The sequence below is a fragment of the Dyadobacter sp. CECT 9275 genome, from assembly GCF_907164905.1.
Classification (GTDB): Bacteria; Bacteroidota; Bacteroidia; order Cytophagales; family Spirosomataceae; genus Dyadobacter; species Dyadobacter helix.
Genome location: NZ_CAJRAF010000001.1, coordinates 441,219 through 463,589 on the forward strand (window position 1 = coordinate 441,219; position 22,371 = coordinate 463,589).

12 protein-coding genes are annotated in these 22,371 nt (G+C 45.5%); 4 read left to right on the plus strand and 8 right to left on the minus strand.

Annotated elements, in window-relative coordinates; genetic code table 11:
• The first annotated feature begins 13 nt into the window (after positions 1-13).
• The gene (mce, locus tag KOE27_RS01790) at positions 14-430 is read left to right on the plus strand and encodes a methylmalonyl-CoA epimerase (RefSeq protein ID WP_215237150.1); all 417 of its coding nucleotides are present in this window, start codon (positions 14-16) and stop codon (positions 428-430) included.
• Here the strand turns inward: mce and tamL are convergent.
• From tamL to KOE27_RS01820, 6 genes are all read right to left on the minus strand, one after another.
• Positions 427-2,853, minus strand: a complete 2,427-nt coding sequence (tamL, locus tag KOE27_RS01795; protein WP_215237151.1) for a translocation and assembly module lipoprotein TamL — start codon at positions 2,851-2,853, stop codon at positions 427-429. The genes mce and tamL overlap by 4 nt on opposite strands.
• Positions 2,843-7,768, minus strand: coding sequence for a translocation/assembly module TamB domain-containing protein (locus tag KOE27_RS01800; RefSeq protein WP_215237152.1), 4,926 nt, complete (start codon positions 7,766-7,768; stop codon positions 2,843-2,845). The genes tamL and KOE27_RS01800 overlap by 11 nt, the downstream gene beginning before the upstream one ends.
• 122 nt (positions 7,769-7,890) lie before the next feature.
• A complete protein-coding gene (locus KOE27_RS01805; RefSeq protein WP_215237153.1) occupies positions 7,891-8,604 on the minus strand; it encodes a hypothetical protein in 714 nt (237 codons plus the stop codon).
• A 311-nt stretch (positions 8,605-8,915) separates the two neighbouring features.
• Positions 8,916-11,321, minus strand: coding sequence for a TonB-dependent receptor domain-containing protein (locus KOE27_RS01810; RefSeq protein ID WP_229252592.1), 2,406 nt, complete (start codon positions 11,319-11,321; stop codon positions 8,916-8,918).
• A gap of 399 nt (positions 11,322-11,720) precedes the next feature.
• A complete protein-coding gene (locus tag KOE27_RS01815) occupies positions 11,721-13,721 on the minus strand; it encodes a sialate O-acetylesterase (RefSeq protein ID WP_215237154.1) in 2,001 nt (666 codons plus the stop codon).
• A 173-nt stretch (positions 13,722-13,894) separates the two neighbouring features.
• Positions 13,895-15,127 (minus strand): Dol-P-Glc:Glc(2)Man(9)GlcNAc(2)-PP-Dol alpha-1,2-glucosyltransferase, encoded by a 1,233-nt coding sequence (locus KOE27_RS01820; protein WP_215237155.1) that lies wholly within the window; start codon positions 15,125-15,127, stop codon positions 13,895-13,897.
• 406 nt (positions 15,128-15,533) lie between these two features.
• On the opposite strand from KOE27_RS01820, the gene KOE27_RS01825 reads away from it, so the two are divergent.
• The 3 genes from KOE27_RS01825 (at position 15,534) to KOE27_RS01835 (ending at position 19,917) form a co-directional block, all read left to right on the plus strand.
• Positions 15,534-16,565 carry a quinone-dependent dihydroorotate dehydrogenase gene (locus KOE27_RS01825; RefSeq protein WP_215237156.1) on the plus strand — a complete coding sequence of 344 codons (1,032 nt, stop codon included), beginning with the start codon at positions 15,534-15,536 and terminating at the stop codon, positions 16,563-16,565.
• A 49-nt stretch (positions 16,566-16,614) separates the two neighbouring features.
• Complete coding sequence (locus tag KOE27_RS01830; protein WP_215237157.1) at positions 16,615-19,143, plus strand: FtsK/SpoIIIE family DNA translocase; 2,529 nt, start codon at positions 16,615-16,617, stop codon at positions 19,141-19,143.
• A gap of 123 nt (positions 19,144-19,266) precedes the next feature.
• A complete protein-coding gene (locus KOE27_RS01835; protein ID WP_229252593.1) occupies positions 19,267-19,917 on the plus strand; it encodes a LolA family protein in 651 nt (216 codons plus the stop codon).
• A 146-nt stretch (positions 19,918-20,063) separates the two neighbouring features.
• Here the strand turns inward: KOE27_RS01835 and KOE27_RS01840 are convergent, their stop codons facing one another.
• Together KOE27_RS01840 and KOE27_RS01845 are read right to left on the minus strand one after the other, a co-directional pair.
• On the minus strand, positions 20,064-21,446 hold the full coding sequence (locus KOE27_RS01840) for a putative oxidoreductase C-terminal domain-containing protein (RefSeq protein ID WP_215237158.1): 1,383 nt from the start codon (positions 21,444-21,446) through the stop codon (positions 20,064-20,066).
• Positions 21,447-21,553: 107 nt separating this feature from the next.
• A complete protein-coding gene (locus KOE27_RS01845; RefSeq protein WP_229252594.1) occupies positions 21,554-22,351 on the minus strand; it encodes a glucosamine-6-phosphate deaminase in 798 nt (265 codons plus the stop codon).
• Between the last annotated feature and the right edge of the window lie 20 nt (positions 22,352-22,371).

A 22,371-nucleotide genomic window follows, 5' to 3' on the forward strand; every position in this document is an offset into this window, starting at 1 on the left:
AGAGGTACAGCTTATGTTTATTAATGTTGAACATATTGGCATAGCGGTGAAAGACCTTGGTTCTGGAGAGGCACTCTATGAAAAGCTGCTGGGAGTAGCTTCCTATAAGAGAGAAACGGTAGAATCCGAATCAGTGATGACTTCATTTTTCCAGATCAATGAAACTAAAATTGAACTTTTACAGGCAATAGACACAGATAGTCCCATTGCCAGGTTTATAGATAAAAAAGGGGAAGGAATACATCACATCGCATTTGAAGTAAACGACATCGGTGCCGAGATGGAGCGATTGAAAAATGAAGGTTTTGTTTTGCTGAACGAAAAGCCAAAAATCGGAGCAGATCACAAGCTCGTTTGTTTCGTACATCCCAAAAGCACATACGGCGTTTTAATTGAATTGTGCCAGGATATTAAAAATGTTGAGCCTTAGAAAGGTAATCCGACGGCAATGTTGAGTACAAGATTCTCCTTTCTCCATGCTTTGCTGCCGAAATTAATCTCCTTAAATACCCACGGATTTTTGTAGCGGGCCGGTGCTTCGGGATCGTCCGATGTGATTGGTTCTGCGGTATACCAAGGCTTTCTGAAGGGTGTGGCCAGGTCCAGACGGAAAATGAGGTACGAAAAGTCAAGCCTCAGGCCTATACCTCCGCCCACGGCAACCTGCTTGAGGAAATCTTTGCCAATGATGGCTCTTTCGTCGTAACCTGACCTTTCGGCATCGGGTATCGACCAGATGTTACCTGCGTCCATGAAAACGGCTCCGTTGAGTACCTTGGTAAACTGCAGACGTAACTCAGTGTTAAATTCCAGGCGGATATCTCCCTGTGCCTGGTAGCCTAGCTGTACTATGGAGAGGGAGTCGGGCCGGTAAGCGCCTGGGCCCAGAGACCTTGCACGGAAGGCTCTTATGCCAGTACTTCCTCCGGCAAAATATTGTTTAAACAGCGGTGTCTGCATATTACTGGAGTTACCGTAGGGTTTGATGGCTCCGGCAATCAGCCTGTTGGCCCAGCGTATCCCGGGTGTAATGGTACGGTAATACCGGATTTCAGCGTCCGCTTTGGCATACTGAAAGATAGGAACACCTATAAATTCTTTGGGTCGGCCATCCGACGGAGTTTTTGAGAATAAGCTTAACAGGTTTCCTCCGTAATCAATACCGCCGATCAGAATAAACTGATTTTTACTGAATGGCCTGGGGGTAGGTCTGAAACTTACCGTATAATTGGAACCTGCCAGGAAGTATTTTGCTTCCAGTATCCTGATGTACCTTTCGGCGTCAAGCGGGTTGGTATTAGGATTGGTAATGATATTCACCAGTTTTTCGGTATTCACATTACGGGGTTCGATGAAGTTGAGCGAAATGGGCGTAAGGGTATGTTCCAGCCTTGAACTTTTGCTCCAGACATAAGACCAGTCGCCCCGGATGGAGGTAGTAGTAAAAAAGCCTGTCTGCACCCTGTTTTCGTAATTCAGGGACAGGATCGTTTTGGGCAAGAGCTGGCTTTTCTCCGGTCTTATCCTTAGAAATGGAACAATAAACCTTGGAAAGGAGAGGTCTGCCCTGGCACCATACCGGATGTATTCGTTACCGATGCGATTGGGATTGGCAATTTTATTACCGCCCAGCTGAACATCAAAACCAAAATATGCGCTGAGCGTGAGCATTTCCGCGCCTTTAAAAAAATTGCGGTTTTTCCAGTTAACATCAAGCTGGGAACCACTGAGGTTGTTAGATTTGGTACTCGCGCTGATGATGGTCTGAAGTGATTTTTTCTTTAGCGGGGACAGATCATAGTGAATATCCAGCAGAGCGGAGTCGGAGCGGGGTACTACTTCAAAGCGATTTTTTACAAATTTGAAATTCTGCAGATTCACCAGCCTTGTCAGCGAAACATTCTGCATGGTGTTGGTATACATATTTCCCCGGCGGAAACCGATGGCGTCATAGAAAATCCGGCGTTTGTATCTTTTTCCCGGATCCTGTACCGTAATACCTCTCCTTAAACGGCCATTGTTTACCGAAACAGTGTCACTTGAACCATCGTCCTGGGTACCGGTATTGACAAAAATCCGGTTGATGTAATACTGTTTCAGGGCGGTCTGAACGGTTTGAGGTTTCACTTCCAGATACAGATTTACCTGCTGTGGGTTCATGGTAGAATCTGCTCTGCCAATGGTGGAATCTACCTTCACGATCAGGTAGTCGGGGTTGAAAAAGTAATATCCTTTGCCCTTTAATTCATTGTCGATTCTGGATCTTTCAGCCGTGATGACGTCGAGCCGGATCGGATCACCTTTGCGGAGATAGGTCTCTTTTTTTGCCAGTACCAGATCTTTGTTAAAATCACTGCTGTCGGGCACTACATAGCTGATCTCATTGATAAAATAGCGGGGCATTACGTAGGCACTGTATTCCGCTCTGGAGGTGCGGTTTTTATTTTCTATCAGCCTCCCTTTGACGCCGGACCGATAGAAACCTTCATTGTCGAGAAAAGCGACCATATTGGCTGCATTAATATCCACAATGCGCTGGGAGGCAAATACAGGTGGTTCACCAAGTTTTTTCCGGAACCAGGAGCGTAAACCTCCTTCGTCTTTGGGCTCACCGATGACATAGTACCACCATACTTTCCAGGGGGAGCCAAAAATTGTCTTGTTGGGAGCGGGTTTGATAATACTCTCCAGGTTATCAGCCAATCCCGACACATTTGGTTTGGATACGGAATCCGGCGTTACTTTAACAGAATTTCCAATGTAAAGGCTTTGACCGGCAGGAATATATTTGTTAACCGAACAACCGCTCAGCCACACACTTATAACCAGCAAGATTATGAAACTACTTCTCATTTTGTTGCTTTTGGAAAAATTCCCGGAATACGTTGTAGTCGGCGGTAATGATAAAACTTACGCCGGTTTCCACTATAAACCCTTCCAGAATGGACTGATACTGGTTTTTTCGGTATGCTCTGAACAGGTACCGGCCATCCCTTGAAACGGCATAATCCAGTGCTATGTTGTCAAATACTTCCGACGAACCGGCCGCGCCGCTCTGGTTTTCAAGTTCAAAGTTTTTACCAATGGAAATTTTCAGCCGGTCGTTTAAAAATGCTTTGCTCAGGCCCACGCTGAGGTCGGTGCGGGCCCCTGCTGACTGGTCGGTGGTTGAATTAAGATTTAAATCCAGGTTAACCCCCTTTACAAGGTCCGAGGCCAGATTATTGAGCTGATCGCTCAGCAGCTGGCTCACACTCTGGCGGGCAATGGCTTCGGCACTGTTATTGATATTAAAAGACGAAGCAGACTGGTCTGTTATGAACCGGTTGGTGATCAGCAAAGCAAATGCTTGCTTGTTTACTTCTGACGGACTCATCTCCATATTGGTCCAGAATGGCTGTGTGGTGATTTCCTTTGCCAGGTCGGACGTAACAGTGGAAGAAGGGGTGATCTTGAATGCGATATTGGGATTGGATAAATTACCCGTAATCACAATCTGAACATCAATAGGTACTTTTCTGCCGCTTTTTAAAGTATTGGAAATGGAGCCGGGGTCAACCATGACGGGGTACGAGGCTGTAATGTTCAATTCGGCTTTCATGGGGTCGCCGGTCCAGATGAGGTTACTGCCTTTTTGTATCTGAAACTGCCTTTTCAGGATTTCAAGGGTTATATCATAGGAGCCTTCCGTCAGGTCATAGGCTCCCAGCAAAAATAACTGGCCGTTTGGTGCTATACCTGCCGTGAGTTCTGCATTCCCTTTCAGCTTGATGTTGTCGCCGTTCAGTTCGTCAATTACTACCCTAAACTGTGATTTATCATCCACAGCGAGCTCCATGGAAATCTGCTGGGCAAAGTTCCCAACCGGGCCCGTATTCAGATCAATGGAGTCTGCCCGGGTTACCTGTGTTGAATCACTCATATCCACGAACTCGATCACACCCTTGGTAGCATCACCCGCCTCAGTTGCGTCGTTTGTGAGTACAACGGTTACATCACTTCCCGCGTCTACTTTCACGTTGCCATCAATAACGGATTTTGTTCCGGCACCTTTCACCGTCATGTTAGCGTCAATTACAGCCTTGCCATAAAACTGGTTGTTCTCCTTTTGTGTTGAGTTAAGAACCGTAAAGTTTTTCGCAGCTATTTTAAGGTCATAGGTAACATCCGGTATTCGGGCGATATTAACGTTTCCGTCTACCGTTAATTTTTGGTTGAGGGTATCTGAAACAACAAAATTATTAAAGTTAATCTGCTGCCCGTCAAACTGTATTTTCTGATTGGCAAGGGAGTAGCGGGCACCCAATTGCGTGACGTTAAAGGCCACATCATCAAAATTGATAGCGCCATTTATTTTGGGGATATCCGTGGAGCCGGTAATGGTAGCTTTGCCCGTCAGATTTCCTGTGGCTCGTTTCAATTGTCCGAAACTGAATGCTTCCACTGTTTTGGCACTGAGCTGTTTAAGATCCATGGTAAAATCCAGCGGATTTTTCTCTTTTGGACTGTAATATCCGTTGATGGAAATATCGTTGCCATTACCCTTAAGCGTCGTTTCAACCAGGATTTTATTTTCGGTTTCGTTGGTTGACTTAAGTGCCAGGTTCCCCACGGGGATCTGCATGGCTGCGAGGTTATTGATATGAAACTCGCCGGTATAAAGCGGGGTAGTCATGTAATTAATAAGTGTGATCTTACCTCCCAGCGTACCCGAGGCAAGTGTAGAGTCCCTTGTTGCCAAAGCGACCATCGGGCCGACGGCGATACTGTCCATCGTTATTTCGAGTGGCCCGTTTGGTACTCCTGTGGTAGAGTTGATCCTGAGTTTTTGATACTCGTTTCTAATCTCAATATTTTTTACCAGCAGGCTGTCGGTAGAATATTCTATCAGGCCTTCCGGATTGGTTTCCCATTTTTTGTAATCGAGTAAAAGCCCTTCCCGCAGGCTAAGCTTGTATTTACTTCTGTCAATGGCCAAATCCCCCTTCACTGCATGGCGATCAGTATTCACTGAATCCCTGACGGTGAGGTCGAACCGGATATCATTATCAATCATGTCACCTTGCAGGGAAACATTTTGCATTCGGAAACCACCCGTATTCAAAAGGCCCATTGTGGAATTGAAAGCGGCCTTCTCCGCAACGGTTACAAAACTCACGGCCACACGCTCCGTCCTGATACTGTCGTAAACGGCCACAGGTAAGCTCAGGCGTGCTACAATGGTGGAATCCTGCTGGTTGTCGAGCCTTGCTTTAAAGTTTACGGGGTTCAGTTCCTGTAATTGTGGTACGAATATCCTGAGTGCGGGATGATTGGTCAGCGTTGCTGCAAAATCAAAATTTACGGGTTTTGTAACTTCCTTATAGGCAAGGCCAGGAGATTTAAAATGCTTGCCTACCTCGGTAAGTATGGCATCGGCCAGTTCAGGATATACAAAATTTCCTGTTAGCTCTGCCTTCAGGAAGGGGGAGTTGATGGCTGCCCTTTTTGTACCGGAACTATCGCTTACAACCGCCTGGATACTATCCACAGCAACAGGCCTGCCATGATGTGTCAGTACCAAGTCGTGAATGGCAATACTGCCCAGGGGGGCGTCTGGTTGAGTAGATTGAAAGTCAATTTTAACATCGCCTTTTACCTGAAGGGAGTCGGGATATAAATGGAGGGCAGTAAGATTTAACTCGTCAATTTTAACTTCTCCTTTTACAGAAGGATATTGTTTGGATAAATCTGCCTCTCCGTCAATTGCAACCTTGATATTCTCATCCGCCATCGTCGCCTGCACGTTGGCAAGGCCTTTGTCCACACTTCCTTTCAGCGTCAGATTGTTGTAGATATATCCCTTGATATCCGCACGCTGTATGGTTCCGTCCAGATTAGCCTGCATGGTTTTGGACGCATAACCTCTGCCGCTGACCGTGGTTGACAGAGTGAGCTTTCCCATTTCCTGGGGAGGTTGTTTCAGTAATTTTCCGAGGTCAAACTCGGTAAACGACAGATTACCATCATATTCTGCTTTTAAGCTATCCGAAATATTCTTGAGGTTTCCGGAAAAAGTACCCACACCAAAAGAAGTATTGATCGTGGTATTCAGGTTCAGGTTGGACATAACTCCCCTGATCTTTCCAGAAATACTGATCTTTTCCGGGATTTCTACTGAGGAGGGCAAAGTACTATCCGGTAATAGCATCAGGATGTCATCCTTGCCAGAAGTTAGCTCGCTGATGTTAAGATCCATAGCCAGTTTACCGGCGTCGGGTAGTCCGCTGATCCGGCCATCCATTTTCAGGGCTGTTGTATTCAGCATGCTAAAGTTCGCCTTCGAAATCAGAAGATTATTAACCGAACCTGTTACTATTCCCGAACCCTTCAGGAAACCATTGGGAGTTTTGTCAAATGGGGGTGTTTTGGCCAGATCAGGTACCAGCAACAGCAGATCGGCAAATCCAACCTGGCTATTGGTTAACCTGAGTTTTACCTGCACATTTGCGATATCTTCGGCAAGCTGGTCAATATCTTTGTATTTCAGTATCAGTTCGTCTTGTAGCGTAGTTTTCCCTGTTTTCAGCAGCAGCTTTTTGAGATAGGTTTCCCTGGCACCATAAGCAAAGTCAGTTCTGAGTTCCTGAATGCCAAACCCGCTCTTGTCTCGAAGCGAGCCGGATAGTAGCTGACCGGCTATGTTTTCTGAAGAAAACAGAAAATCTTTAAGTTTTATATTAAGACTGCTAATGTCCAGGTGTGCATAATCCAGTCCTTTGGGCTGTTTCGGGGAATTGAAATCATCATACTGAAGCCTGTTGTTGACAAGTAGTATTTCTCCCACTTTAACGTTCCAGCCTGGCTCTTCTGTTGCGGCGCTGTCCGTTTGTTCCTTAACTTCCGGTGTTGGCCGTTTTTCAAAAGAGGCATAAGCAGACATATTTTCCAGGAGTACATTCCGTACGTCCACCCGCTGGCTGCCCATGTAAAGCTGGTTAACGTGTCCGGAAAGTTTGTCCACTGAAACACCATTCTGCAAGCCGGAATTTTCGTCCACAAACGTCCACCGGAACTTGCGGATATCCAGATCACCTGCCTTCAGGTCAAGGGAATCGGCAGGGTCAGCGGGGTTGGATGGGGTATCTTTTTTTAACGCCTCATAAAGCCGGACTTTTGCGGAACTGTTAACCAGGAATAACTTCGTAGGGTGGTACTGAGACAGCGTCGGGTTGAATTTTTCGAAATGGACGGCTGCAGTGTCAATGATGCTTTCGGCATCCGTACCCGTTACAGCATCCCGGTACGACAGCCGTACATCTTTCAGATAGACATTGTCCAGCCTCATTTCCAGCGGGGCGGAGGTAGTATCCTCCACAGCGGGTTCTCCGCTCGCAAATGCATCAACAATAAACTGGAAATTAAAAACGGTATCGGGCAGTGTCCTGTAAATATTGGCACGGATACCACTGAGCTCAACTTTGTTAATTCCTATATTCCCCTGTATCAGGGAGTACATATCCAGGTCAACCCGTAATTTTTTTCCCGCAAGGAGCGTGTCCCCTTTTGTATCCGCAACAAAAACTCCTTCCAGTACAACCCAGTCCGGAATATCAAAGCGGATCTGGTCTATATTCACTTTGGTTTTAAGTTTCTTCCGAAGATAGGTATTCGCCTGGGCAGTCAGAAAGTTTTGGCCTGCCGGGGTCTGAATGCCCCAAATCAATACTCCGACCAGGATCAGTATGGTCAGGATTATTATTGCCAGCACCTTTAATACTTTCTTCATAAATCTACTTTAAATCCTATCTGTGTATTTCAGACAGAATTGTTTGACAGTACAGGGCTATAAAAAACCTGGATAGCCTACCGGTTGGTACACCACCCAGGAATTCAGATTGAACCTTACTTTTATCTTTTAAACAGCTCGGGACTCACCGCCGGATTCACCGTCAAGGTTGAGGTAATGGTCACGGGCTTTTTGTCGACTGTATTGATCTCTACCATTTTTGCAGGGTAAAGAATTCCATAAGCAGATTTGGTATAGTTGGAAAGCTCCGTGGTCGTTTCAACACCGGCCAGTGTTTCCTTCTTACGGATAAGAAGGCCGCTTTTGGCATCAAACCATAAATTATATTTAATGTCTTTCCCCTGGAGTTCTACCTGATGTACAGGAATGCTGTTGATGGTCTCCATTCCCACAGTTGTCGCAATTAAACCGCGGTTTTTATAATCAATGAACGGCACGAGCCCGTCATATATCTCATAGCGCATGTTTGTTTGTTCTGCTGCGCTCAGGTCTTTTACATCCATTTTGGTGCCAATGGGTACCTTTATCCAGCCTTCGTTATTTTTGACTGTATAGACGAAACTTCTCTTCATGATAGTTTTGGATTTATAGATCGATTTCTCAGGAACCGAAACGGATACATCGGCGTCATAAGGAGAAGCGGCAACGGCAGAAAAGCTTTGCTTAAGATTATAGGTCTTGATACCGTTCCATAGGTTTTGCCCGCCCGTTGCTTTGTAGAAATTCGCGAAAATGGTATCTACAGGTACTTTTTGCCCATAACCTAAAGTTGCAACGAGCAGAATTGCAGACAGAATGCTAAGTGATTTTTTCATCGTTTTTGTTTTGTTGATTTATAAATACGGAAACTGTATTCTAATCCGGTTCAGGACTTAGATGATTTACCGTTCTGATGGTTTAATATTAAGAATATATTCCTTATCTGCCTAAACCAAAAAGAGCAAAAACTATTCCAACCGTTACTTATACACGCAATTATTCTGAAAATGTGGCAATAAAATTACTGAATTGATACATTATCCCGATTAAATCAAACTTTGTCGCCTTTCGGGAAGGGGCTTGGCTACAAAGAAGAAGGGCCGTGGTGAATGCCACAGCCCTTCTTCATACAAAAAATAGTTAGATATCACGCGTCGTCACCGGAGGCAGAAATCTTCCCAAACCGGTATTGAAAGGTAAGGTTCAGCATCCGGTTTGTTTGCTGCCAGAGTGAATTCTGGTTATAGGTTTCGGTACTGAGCTGACTCTTGTACGCTCTTGATAAAAATATATCCTGAATGTTAAATGAAAGTGTTGCTTTTTTTTCCAGCAGGTCTTTTCTGATGCCCATATTTGCCACAAATACACCCTCCCGGGTTCCTTGTGCAATAGCACGCGGCCCTTCGTAATTTAGATAAGCAGAGGCTCGGAAGTCCATAGGCAAGGTAATAAATGCGTTGAGATTACCGGAGTAACTCCAGGTACGGTTGTCGATCTGAGCAATATCCGAAACCACTTCGCTCCTGAAAACCCTGCCGCTGGCGTTTAATTTGACTGATTCTCCTATTTTTTGCGAGAAGTCTGTTTCAAAGCCATAGGAAAGCTCCCGGCCCACGTTATCATAGCGTGTAAGCGATACACCCTCTTCATCGATGGTCCGTATCCGGGTAATGGCATTGTTGGAATAATCCATAAAAAGGGATGGCCCCCAGCCACCGGACGATTCGTAATTGGAATAGCCCATTTCCGCCTTGTGGACAAACTCTGGTTTCAGATTGGGGTTCCCGCTTTGGATGTTGCGAGGATCCGATATGTCCGTGTAAGGATTTAGCATGCCGGCTTCTGGACGCTGCACCCTTCTGCTGTAATTGAGTTTGAACTGGGACTCATCGTTAATTTTTCTGGTAAGAGCCAAAGAAGGTACTAAGGTCAGAAAGTGAACGCCAAATTCGTTGTTGATACTGATCTGCTTGATTTTCTGATTGTAATCCGTTACCCTCAGCCCGGCGCGAAGCCCCCATAAATCGGTTTTTTGAGAAAATGTCATGAAACCTGTATAAAGCGCATCGCTGTAACCGAAAATATTACTGATGGCCGGGTCAAAAACAAAATCTTGCTGGTCGGTATTGTAAGTATAAAATGCGTTGGTATTGTCGTTGGAACTGATCCGGGAGCGGACTCCTACCTCCAGTGTCGATTTCGGCGTGATGGGCCAGGTATAGTCAGAATTAAGGAAAAGCGATTTTCCCTTATTGTCACGGAATGTCCTTTGTTGTTTGACGAGGCTTTCTATCTCACTTTCCAGGTTGAAAGAGGATTCTCCATCCGAGCTGCCGATTGAATAATTGGCAGTAAAACTCAGCTGGTGATCTTTTTCGGCAAACTTGTGGCGATAATCCACGCTCATGTTTACATTATCGCCATTGCCATTACTTTTGGATTTCCGGATGAATTCCTCGGTGATTGTACCGTTGGTAAGGCCGGTCTGGTTCAGTAAGGTACTGTTATTATCGCTGTGGTCGCGGGAGTAATTAATGCCAGCCTCCAGGGAGTTTTTATCATTGAAGTCGTAGTTTGCACCGATCCTGCTGAAAAGGTTATTCCCTTCGTTTTGCCCGCGCCCGGCCTGCGCCAGCGTAGTTGTTTGGGCCGCGGCGAAATTTTCACGATTCAGCCTCCTTTTCCAGTACATATTCCTGACGCCGCCACTTACGGTAGCATTCATGCCCAGCTTGCCTGTTTTCAGACTTATATTACCCGATCCGTTGTAATTATCCTTATTGCCAAGGCTCACCCGGGTACCTCCGTTGATTCCCCTGATCTTCGATTTTTTTGTGATGATATCTATTACCCCTGAGGCACCGTCTCCTTCGTATTTGGCAGAAGGTGTGGTCATTACATCAATTCGTTCGATCAGGTTGGCGGGGAAGGACTGAAGAATGGTAGGCAGGTCATTGCCATATAAACTGGAAGGTTTCCCGTCTATCAGCACTACCACATTGCCTTTTCCACGCACCTGCGGGTTGCCGTTTTCGTCAAGGGATACTGCAGGTAATTTTTCCAGCAGATCGCTCACATTGTTACTGGTAGCCAGCAGGTCTTTGCCTATGTTGATCGTTTTTTTATCAATATCATCCACGATCATGCTTTTTTCTCCACGGACAACAACCTCATTCAGTTTCTGGGCTTCTGGCAAAAGGGTCAGATTCCCCAGGTCAACGATGCTGGATTCGGGAGCAACACTGACTTTCGCCACAAACAAGGTCTGATAACCCATGTTGGTGACCCGCAAAATATAACTGCCCGGCTTGACATTGGACATGGTAAACACACCATTTTCATCTGCCACAACGCCCTCTGTCAGGGTCGAATCTTTCGTTAAGAGCGCAATGGTGGCAAAACTTACACCTGCATTGCCGGGCGACTCAACCACCTTGCCGATTAATTTACCGCCATCAGCACGCCGAAAGGAAAATGAAGAGGCATCGGCATTTAAAACTATGAAGGAGCTAAATAGTACTAAAGAGCAGACAAGAAAATAAAATCTTCTCACATCAATTAAATTTAAATATGTTAAGGGAAATCAAAAATTTCGTTTGCGGCCTCCATACTACCACGCCCATCTCTATGACAACAAAACAGAAAATCCCTGACCTGCTGGCGGATAGCTATTTATGAGAACCTTTCTGGTTAATTATGAAGTGTATGCTGATAAGGGTATTGGAATAGTCACTGCCTTTCAGACAGCATTTTGATCATTAAACCCTCATGAGGTTTAACGGTATTTAGAGAGAAATTGTTACATAAAAGTATAAAAAAACGAAGAAAGGCGGAATTTAAAATTGTTCCGGTATCATTCTGCGTTGTTTGGGGAGTATTCAAATTGTTTATAAAACAAGATAGGGAGGAAATAGGAAGCCCGCCCGGGCCAGCGGGCTGGGTTCAGATCAACCTATTTTTTCAGAATTTTTCTGCTGAGGATCGTTCCGTCCCTTTTAGTAAATGAGATAATGTAAGGCCCGGCAGGAAGTAATTCCATATTAAGCTGCTGGCCTGAACAGGAACTAAGATATAACGATTTGATCTTTTCTCCACCAACATTGAATAATTGCAGCGTTCCGCTGGTACTTGTTTTGAAATCAATGGAAAGCTGAGCAGAAACCGGATTGGGATAGATATCCCAGAAACTCGCTTGCTCATGAGGGTTAACTGCAAGTATGGGAGAGGTTTTAATGGTAACAGTTTGAGCAGCCGACTGGGAGGCGGGACTAAATGCTTGGATACGATAACTATAAGTTACACCCGCCGACACATCGGTATCTTCATAACTCAGCGTTTTGCTATCGAAAGTTTTAAGAGGCAGATATCCTCCACCATTTTCCACCATTTTTTCCAGGACATAAGTTTGTGCGCCCGCGGATTCCCAGGAAACCATAACCGAGGCCCGGTCCGATTCTTCAGCTTTTAGTTTACTGAAAACGAGTGCGTCGGCAATGGCAACTTCCTGAAATGAAAAAGCACCCAGCCCGCGCAGGTTTTTAAGGAATGGGCCATAGTAGGTTTTTACCTGCTCTCCTTTATAGGCGGGAAGATAGTTTAGTTTTTTTGCTGTAGAACTGCCAGCCAGCTTCAGCGTAACAAAATTACCGGAGGCGCTACCTGCAGTTACACCCGCTGGCTTTGATTCATCCCCATCGAAAAAATAGACATCCCTGAGACTTTTAAGGAATTTGTTACCGTTCACATCGTCCATTAGAGTATCTTTAGGCCAGACAAGCGTCTGGTTGCTCTCGTACTGCAGCGTTATTTCATCCTTTTTTTCACTGGAATAAAATACCTTCACAATATCAGGGCAAGCTACATTGCTTGTATCGGTTCCGCCGTAAATCATAGGGGCCAGGAATCGATAAAATCTCCGTCCAAGTTCCTGGTAGCCAGCCAGGCTGTAATGGATGCCATCAAAGCCCGGTAGTCCTGATACATTGAAATGATCGGTTTTGGGGTAGATGTACCTGGTACTTCGTTGAAACTCACGGATGGTACCGGCTATGTAATATGGGTTAAACAAAACGGGTATCTGAACCACCATGAATTTTTCTACCTGCGGATAATCTGTTTGCCAGTACTTGAAGAGCTTATCGTATTGTGCTGCGTAATTCGGAATGTTCTCCAGTGCTTCCTGCTCACCCTGGTACCAGAAAAACGTTCTGATCCTCTTTGCCCTGGCGGCCTTGATACGACGGTATAAAAGGCCGTAAAGCGTAGGGGTGGAAGGGTCTTGCGCGTTCCTGTCCAGATGGTAGGAAATGAAAGAGCCCGGTAGGCCTCCGTTGATGACACAGGTGGGAATACCATAGTTTTCCAGGATATTTTTCTGAAGCTCAATTCCCCATGCACCGGTATAAGGCCACGACCAGGACGACTGGACCCAAAGGGTATCACCGGGCAGAACACTGGGGTCATTGTCAGGAATTCTGGCAATGGTTCGTGCATATTTGCTGGACCAACTGCCGTATTGACTGGCGGATGCATTGGACTGTCCGCTGATCACATAAAAATCACCTGCCACCACCTCTATGCGCTTTGCAATCAATACCGAATCTGTTGTTTTGCAGGCATAAATCTCAAAACTGTAATCGGCCATTTCGGCTTTGATCTTAGGTTTCAAGTCAAAATTGGCAAAGAAGTTGCTACCATAGTTGAGCATAGCTTTATTGTAGGCCAGGCGTTCCTGATTACGATAGGTCACTACGGACATGTGGTCCCAGCCTGCCGTCTCGATTAAACCCGAAATAGGAACTTCGGCAGTATTGTCGTCTTCCCTGGCATAAAGCTGGTTATCTTTAGGAAGATTGTTGAAAACAACGGAATAAAAACGCTGTCCATGGCTTTGACCGGCCCAGGTGCATAAAATGATGAGGAAAAGGGTCCTCTTTAAAAATGTAAAATTCATCTCATTCAAAAACCTTTATCATGAACAACTTTATGCTTTGCCATTGTCGGACTACACGCCGATGGGGTATGCTGGCTTGAATTTATGATCGAAAAACTGATCTGTTGGCTCTGCCTGCTTTGAACTGTTCACTTTGCTCAGTTACTGGTTTGGGCACCATAAATATATTGTTATTATTTTGTTTCCTCCATTAATTCGGGTTCCAGTTCGGCATCGTCAGGAACTGGATGCTGGTGTTGGTCAAACATAGCCAAAAACCAAAGAGCCATGATCAGAGGTAGTGAATATTTGTCCCAGGACAATTGAGCTTTGCCAAGTATCAGTATATTAATTACGACTATCCAGCTGGCGAGGTTAAATGGCGGTGTTATAAAACGCATGCACGTGAGCAGCATGAGCAGCGCAAAAATTATCTGCTTCATCAAACCGGTTATGCCAATGGCTACCAGCCCCTGGTCAAGGTAACCCAAATAGGGCCAGGTAAAATAGGGATTGTAGGTTTGCCGGGCCGGAAAACCTATCGCAAGTGTTATGGTGAAAATAAAAAAAGCTGTAAATATTTTGGGATATCTTACAGGGTAAGTCAGGTAATATCTGAATTTGCCCGTAAAAAGCATTTCGGGAATGACGTAATAAGCAGCTACTACAGCGGAGGCATAGAGTACGAAGCCGAAATTGTATTGAATCAGTTTATCGGAAGTGTAATACTGTTCAGCCATCACAGGTGCCGGTGCCGGGCCGTTCCAGAGCATCATCCATGGAACAATGCTTAATACGGCGGCGACGTAATAGAGCCACACCCGGTTATCAGCCAACTGCTGCGGCAAAGCTTTTAGCTGACCTGTTTTTAAAAGGCTGGGAATAATTTCAAAAGCAACAATTGCCGCTGGAAATGCCAACATATATTGTCTGCAGGACACAGCCGCCACAAACAGCAGCATGCCTGCCCAATGCGCTTTCCGGAGATAGGTCACTATACCTGCCAGAACAAAAAACATGGCAAAGATGTCGGTGTAATAATAAACGCTGACCAGGTAATAGTTTGGAAATAACAGCAGCCCCAGCAGGCAAACCCAGAACCTGCGCGATTTATCAGGACTGTTCCAAATGAAAAGCATGAGTAACGAAAAGCTGAACAGAGAAGTTAATATTCTCAGGTACAAAAGGTCTTCGCCCAATAGATGAACTACCCAGCCTCCCAGGATAAATGGAATCGGAGTATTTAGTTCACCATAGCTTGTAAGCAGACAGAGAGAAGGGAACGGTTCCTTACTGAATTGGATTGCTGTGGCCAGGTAATGAAATTCATCCTGATAAGGAGGTATTTGAAAGCGGTCTTTTAAAAAGAATATGGAAAGAAATAAAAGGGCCAGAAAAAGAGAGGCGAATAACTTTTTGTGATACATAAGCGGGTGGTCTCTCCTGTAACTGTTAAATGGGGGCAAATATTTGCTTAAATAACCAACTTAAATACCAGTTGGTGACATATAAAGGTTAAAATTAGGTGTTTGTTTTATTATTTCAACTTTAAATGCTGTACATAGACTATTTAAGTAGTAAACAGGTGGATGGTAATCCAACCGTAAGTTACTTACCATACCTGCTGCCCGGGAGGTGAAATCTCGGATTGCTGGGGTACTGCTCTGTACCTTGGCAGCGGTCCGGCTCGTTGAGTTGCTCGGTTTATGATCCTCTGGAGGGGTTCATTTTGGCCATCAGGGTTCTGTAGTAACAGCGCTTATTTTTTTCACTTTCAAAAATAATTCCCTGCTTCCCGGCCTTCCCTTCCGCCGAACATCTTATTTTTGCAGGATGTATAAGTTACTGATCTCCCCGATATTATTTCTTTTTGATGCTGAGCGTGTTCACTATTTTGTGTGCGAAGTGCTTCATCTGGCTTTCAAAATCCCTTTTATCCCATCCATTCTCAGAAGTGTCTATACTTACGAGCACCCCGGGCTCGTTCAGGAAATTGCCGGGCTCAGGTTCAGGAATCCCGTAGGACTAGCGGCCGGATTTGATAAAAATGCGGAAATGGTTGACGAACTGGAAGCATTGGGGTTTGGGTTTATCGAAATCGGGACGGTGACACCACGGCCGCAGCCTGGAAATGAGAAACCAAGGCTTTTCAGGTTAAAGTCTGACCGCGCCCTGATCAACCGGATGGGTTTTAACAACAAAGGTGCAGCAGTAGCGGCCCATAAGCTGAAACAAAGGAAATCGAAGATTTTGGTAGGAGGGAACATTGGTAAGAATAAGGACACTCCCAATGAACAGGCCCTGAGTGACTATCTGATCTGTTTCAGAGAATTGTTTGATGTAGTAGATTATTTTGTGGTGAACGTTAGCTCTCCCAATACGCCGGGCCTGAGAGACTTGCAGGAAAAAGGCCCACTTACCAGTTTGCTGCGGGAACTCCAGTTAAAAAATAAAGAAAAGCTTCAGCCCAAGCCAATATTTCTTAAAATTGCGCCTGATTTGACCGATAGTCAGCTGGATGACATTATTGATATAGTGAAGGTTACGGGCATTGCCGGGGTGATTGCCACCAATACGACTATCAGCCGGGCCAATCTTAAAACACCTCAGCAGGAAGTTGACAAAATAGGTGCAGGCGGGTTAAGTGGGGCACCTTTAACACACCGGTCAACGGAAGTAATTCGTTATCTTTGTGACCGGTCCGAAAATGCTTTTCCAGTCATTGGGGTGGGAGGCATATCTTCTGCACAAGACGCACTGGATAAGCGTCGGGCAGGGGCCAGCCTTGTACAGATATACTCGGGCTTTATTTATGAAGGACCGGGTCTGGCAAAAAGAATATGTAAAGCAATAGCAGGAAACTGACCTCAGGCAGCACACTTCACACATTCAGCAATAATTATAGCGGCTAATAATGTCAGTAAATAAGATAAGGGGTAGTGCAGGACGGCCCAAAGATGAAGACTTGGCAAAGCAGTCGTCCAGATTATCTCTGGATTGGGAGAGCCTTTTTTTGAGCCCTAAAAGTTCGCTGGCATGGGGTATATTCTTTCTTATCCTCGGCCTGATTCTTGAAATTTCCTTTTTGTCCTACATCGTAACGGGTATCTCAGACCAGAGCGTTGTGGACGGGCTGGGGCAGCAATCCATCCGCGATGCAGGGCGGCAAACACGAAACGCCCTGGGTGTTCTGGGGGCAACTTTTTCTCACATTTTTGTATATCGCTGGTTCGGCGTGGGGGCACTTCTGATACCTATCATCTCCTTTGTTTCAGGTTGGAAAATTGCTTTTGGAAGGGAGCTGCTTGCACTTAACAAAACCACCAAAGAGGTAATCTTTTTTACCATCTGGATCAGTACACTGATGGGATATATTGTCCTGATGAGCAATACGGAAAATAACCTGAGCTTTATTTCGGGCGGAATTGGTTACGCCATCAATGTGTTTCTTTTCGACTGGCTGAAATGGGGAAGTGTCATTCCCATTGTGTTCGCGTTGTTTTTGTTTTCGGTTTACTTCTATGATACCCAGTCGTTGTTCAGAGGTTTTCAGCGTAATGATCCGGAGGCGGATCCCGAGCCGGACGAAGAGGAGGAACTTACCGAAGAAATACCTGTGGTGGCGAAAAGGAAGTATCAGTCTGTACTGAATGATACCTACGACGATGAGGATGAAGTACCGGAACCAGAAGTTGTAAGCGAACCAGACATAGTTCAGCCCCCGTTAATAGCCACCCCTCCGGTTGTGGTAGCGGAGCCGGTCAAGGCGGTGACGGAGGTCGAGTTTTCGGATGCCCCGGCACCTCAGCCTTTGGTGAATAAGGATGCCGTTCTTGAGCTGGAAGTGGAAGATACCACGAGCCAGAAGGAACCTGTAATGGCCGAGGAGGATGATGACGATATAAATGCGTCCATCCTGCGGGAATTTGGCCAGTACGATCACACACTGGACCTGCCCTCCTACCAGTTCCCTAATCTGGGATTGCTGAGCGACGCCATCGATAATCAGGAGAAAGTAACACAGGAAGAGCTGGAAAGCAACAAGACCCGCATTGTGGATACCCTTGGAAGTTACGGCATCAATATCTCCAAGATAAAAGCTACTATAGGGCCGACGGTCACTTTGTATGAAATCATCCCGGAGGCCGGTGTGAGAATTTCCAAGATCAAAAACCTGGAAGGAGACATAGCGCTAAGTCTTGCTGCGCTGGGTATCCGGATCATTGCCCCAATGCCCGGACGTGGAACAATTGGAATAGAAGTCCCCAACAAGAATCGCGAAACGGTCTTTATCCGGTCCGTTTTGTCGAATGAGCGTTTCCAGAAATCGACCTATGATCTACCGGTGATTTTGGGTAAAACCATTTCCAATGAAATTCATATTGCCGATCTGGCCAAAATGCCTCACCTGCTCATGGCCGGGGCAACAGGGCAGGGTAAGTCTGTGGGATTGAACGTTATTCTCGCGTCTCTGATCTATAAAAAACATCCGGCTGAATTGAAATTTGTGCTGGTGGATCCTAAAAAGGTAGAATTAACACTTTTCAACAAGCTCGAAAGGCATTTCCTAGCCAAGCTTCCTGGGGCCGAAGAAGCCATTATTACCGATACCAAAAAGGTTATTTTTACCCTGAATTCGCTTTGCATTGAAATGGATTCAAGGTATGATCTGCTAAAAGAGGCGGCGGTTCGTAATCTGAAGGAATACAATGCCAAATTTGCCCAGAGAAGATTGAGCCCTGAAAAGGGACATCGCTTTCTGCCCTACATTGTTCTGGTGATCGATGAGCTTGCCGACCTGATGATGACTGCGGGCAAGGAAGTGGAAACTCCGATAGCGAGGCTGGCTCAGCTGGCCCGGGCGGTAGGAATTCACCTGGTAGTGGCTACGCAGCGTCCTTCGGTAAAGGTTATTACGGGTCTGATCAAGGCCAACTTTCCGGCCAGGTTGTCTTTCCGGGTAACATCCAGTATCGATTCCCGCACCATTCTCGATATGGGCGGAGCGGAACAGCTTGTTGGACAGGGAGATATGCTGTTGGCGATTAACTCTGAAGTGATCCGTTTACAGTGCCCCTTTATTGATACCAGGGAAATTGAAGATGTTTGTGATTTCATCGGCTCGCAGAGAGGATATGATGGGGCCTATGCCTTGCCGGAATATGAAGGAGAGGAAGGCTCCGATTCTAAAAGCGACCTTAATCCCGAGGATTTTGACGGCCTGTTGCCCGACGCCGCCCGGCTGATCGTGACTCACCAGCAAGGGAGTACTTCTCTAATTCAGCGTAAAATGAAGCTTGGGTATAACCGTGCGGGCCGTATCATGGACCAGCTTGAACTGATTGGCGTGGTGGGCCCTTTCACGGGCAGCAAAGCAAGAGACGTGATGTTCCATGACCTGAATATGCTCGAAGAACATCTTAGTACCATGGGTATTGGCTAGATTTTTGTATTTAACGGATAACCTTCCCCAAAGGACGTTAAACGGGGGAACATGTTTCCGGTCCAATGGATGTCTGGTTTTATTTTAAATTGAATTCACAACCCGCTTAATAATAAATTTTTTATGAATACTTCGAAAATCACTAAACTAATCCCGTTTGCCGTAATGGTTCTAACCCTGATTTTTCAATCCTCGTTTGCACAGGGAGACAAAAAGTCGACGGCCATTTTGGATGCCATGAGTACCAAATATCAGAAAATGAAATCCTTCAAGGCGCTGTTTACTTATACGCCGGAGGGGGGGACTGCCCTTAAGGGTGATGTTACGGTAAAAGGTACCAAGTTTCGCCTGAAAATGGCAGGCCAGGAGATTTATAATGATGGCAAGCTGATGGCCACCTACATCAAAGAAACAAATGAAGTAAACCTTCAGGATTTTGATCCTTCATCTGCCGGGGAGCTGGATCCGACGAAGATCTATTCGGCTTATAAAAAAGGTTTCAAGCACAATTTCCTACAGGAGAAAAAAGACGGAAAGGATGTGGTTGAAGTTGTTGAGCTTACGTCGACCAATAAAAACAGCCAGGTGGCAAAAGTGCAGCTGCTGATCAGCAAGGTTGACAAAACAATTAAAAGCTGGAAAATTTTCCAGAAAAACGGACAGAAAGTAGACTATAAAGTGGAGCAGTTCCAGCCTGATGTAGCTGTTGCCGATAATTTTTTCACATTCAATTCCAAGCAGTACCCCGGCGTGGAAGTTGTGGATCTGAGATAGAACATAACCTTTTTTGCACGAATCAAAGGCCTTCATTCAGAAACGGATTGAAGGCCTTTTCGTATACGCTCGGCAGAGGAAACATGAAATAAAACGCCCTCTGTCCTATTGCAGGTCAGAGGGCGTTTGAGTTAACCACCAGATTTTTATTTCTTCTCCTTCGCCAGTTTCAGCGCTGAGGTAGTTGTGTAATATTTGGCTACCATGTTTGGTACTTCCCATGCAGGTAACTTACCTTCCTTGAGATATTCCATGTATTTGTTGGCAACCTGGGCGAAATGAGATTCGTGGCCTGTGTCGTATTTGGCAGGTATTGTAATTTCCCAGCCTTTGTCGTTTTTCTTTAACTCGATACCTGGAAACTTATCCTGAACGGATTTGAATGCAGTGGCCAGCGCTGCTTCATAAGTTTTATCCTTTTCAACCGGCTCGATATATAGTACCGGCTTGAACTTCTGGTCTTTTCCCTGGCGGACAATCAGGTTGGCTTTAGAGCCTTTCATGATCGAATAGTGGGTATCTCCCGTTCCTTCCGGTGCCTGGAAGTTCCAGTAAACTGCCACACGGGCGTTAACACCTTTTAGTTTATAATTTATTTCGCCGTTTGCATATACACTCAGTACCGTATCCTTTACATCCTTGCTGAGGAAATCGGGGAATTTTTCACTTTTGGTAACCAATTTGAACTGGGAAGCAGTAACCTCCGTAGCTTTTCTTTTTGCGGAAAGCAGCTCAATGTCTTTTTTATAATCCAGGGTTACGTTAGGGAAACAGCTCCATTGCACCAGGTCTACCAGGTGTGTGGTAACATCCACTATTCCTTCACCCTGCTGATTTACGTCAAAAAACCAGGTAGGGCGGATCAGCGGTTCGCCGGATATATATTTAAAAAAGTGATGCACGCTTTCTTTTACAACGGCCGGGTCCTGTGGCGTTCCTTTTTGCAGTTCACCGAAAATATCGGGTAAAGAGGCCAGTTCGCGCTGCAAGGTATTGGTAATTTCGTAGCGTTCTGTCATGATATCATAAAGCAGTACCTTATTTTTATCAGCGCTTGCAAAGGCTTCCTGAAGCAAGCCAAAGCCCGCATCGTCGATCGCCATCGGCTTGTCTGCCAGTACATTCAGGCCTGCATCTACCGACTTTTTGATATAGTCAGTTTTCTTTTGATTGTTTCCTGCCAGTACCACTACATTACCTTTCTTTTCGGCAAGCATTTTGTCCAGGAAGTCAGGACCGGTATATACCTCTTCTTTCCAGCTTGTTGCGTCTTCCGGGCGGGTATTGTACTTTTCAATTTTGTCCAGATACGCTTTCACGTCAGGCCCTTCGGAAGCGTAAACATGTACTAGGGAGTCAACATCCTCGTACATAGATTTTTGTACCAGGGCCGCATGGAAATGACCCGGTTCTACAACTAGCAGACTTAGCGGTTTGGACTTGGCCTGCGTGGTTTCTTTGGTGGTATTACATCCCTGGTTCAATGCAAGTATGCCGCTCAGCGCAACGGTTATAAGTTTTGTCTTCATTTGATTGGTTAAATTTACTTTCTGGTATGGTCAGAAAGTTAGGGATAATGACCGGCATCGGAATTTTGTAATATATTTTCATTCCTGATACCTGTCCGTTCCTAACTTCAAGCCTGACTATAAGACGAGATTTCCCTCAATTTACCTGCACTGTCTTTGTCAATAAATAACGTAACGTTCGGGTGGTTCCTTAAAACGGTGGAAGGGTAAGCCTCCTGAATGTCATCTTCCAGTGTATGCTGAATGGCTTCCGCCTTTTTTGTGCCAGGTACCATTGCATAAGCATATTTCGCCTTCAACAAGGCAGGAATGGTAATCGTAAGGGCATGGGTGGGAACATCCTCAAAGGTGTCGAAGCATTCATCGTTCACTTGCTGCTGGCGGCAGGGAGTATCCAGTTCCACCTGTTTTACAATCAGCGGATCGTTAAAAAAGGCCACGTGGGGATCATTAAAAGCCAGGTGGCAGTTTTCTCCTATGCCCAGACAAACGATGTCAGTAGGGTATTTAATCAGTAAATCCGCATATCTTTTGCATTCCGCTTCGATATCGGTAGCGTTACCGTTCAGGTAAAAAACTTGTCCGACTGGTACATGGTCAAATAATCTTACCTTAAGAAAATGCCCAAAACTCTGGGGGGCATCTCCTGGCAGGTTCACATATTCATCCATGTGGAAAGCGTTTATTTTTTCCCAGGCGATATCTTTTTCCTGCATCAGCACTTCCAGAAATTCGTTTTGAGAGGGAGCGGAGGCGAAAATGATATGAATGGTTTCCTGGGTTTTCTGAAGTTCGCGAATCTTGGCCGCTACCGTTTGAGCCGCTTCGATACCCATAAGCCGGCGGTTTTCGAATATTTTTACGTTGAGGCGATCTATTTTAATTTCTTGTGCCTGTGTACTCATTTCGACGAGATCAATAAGTG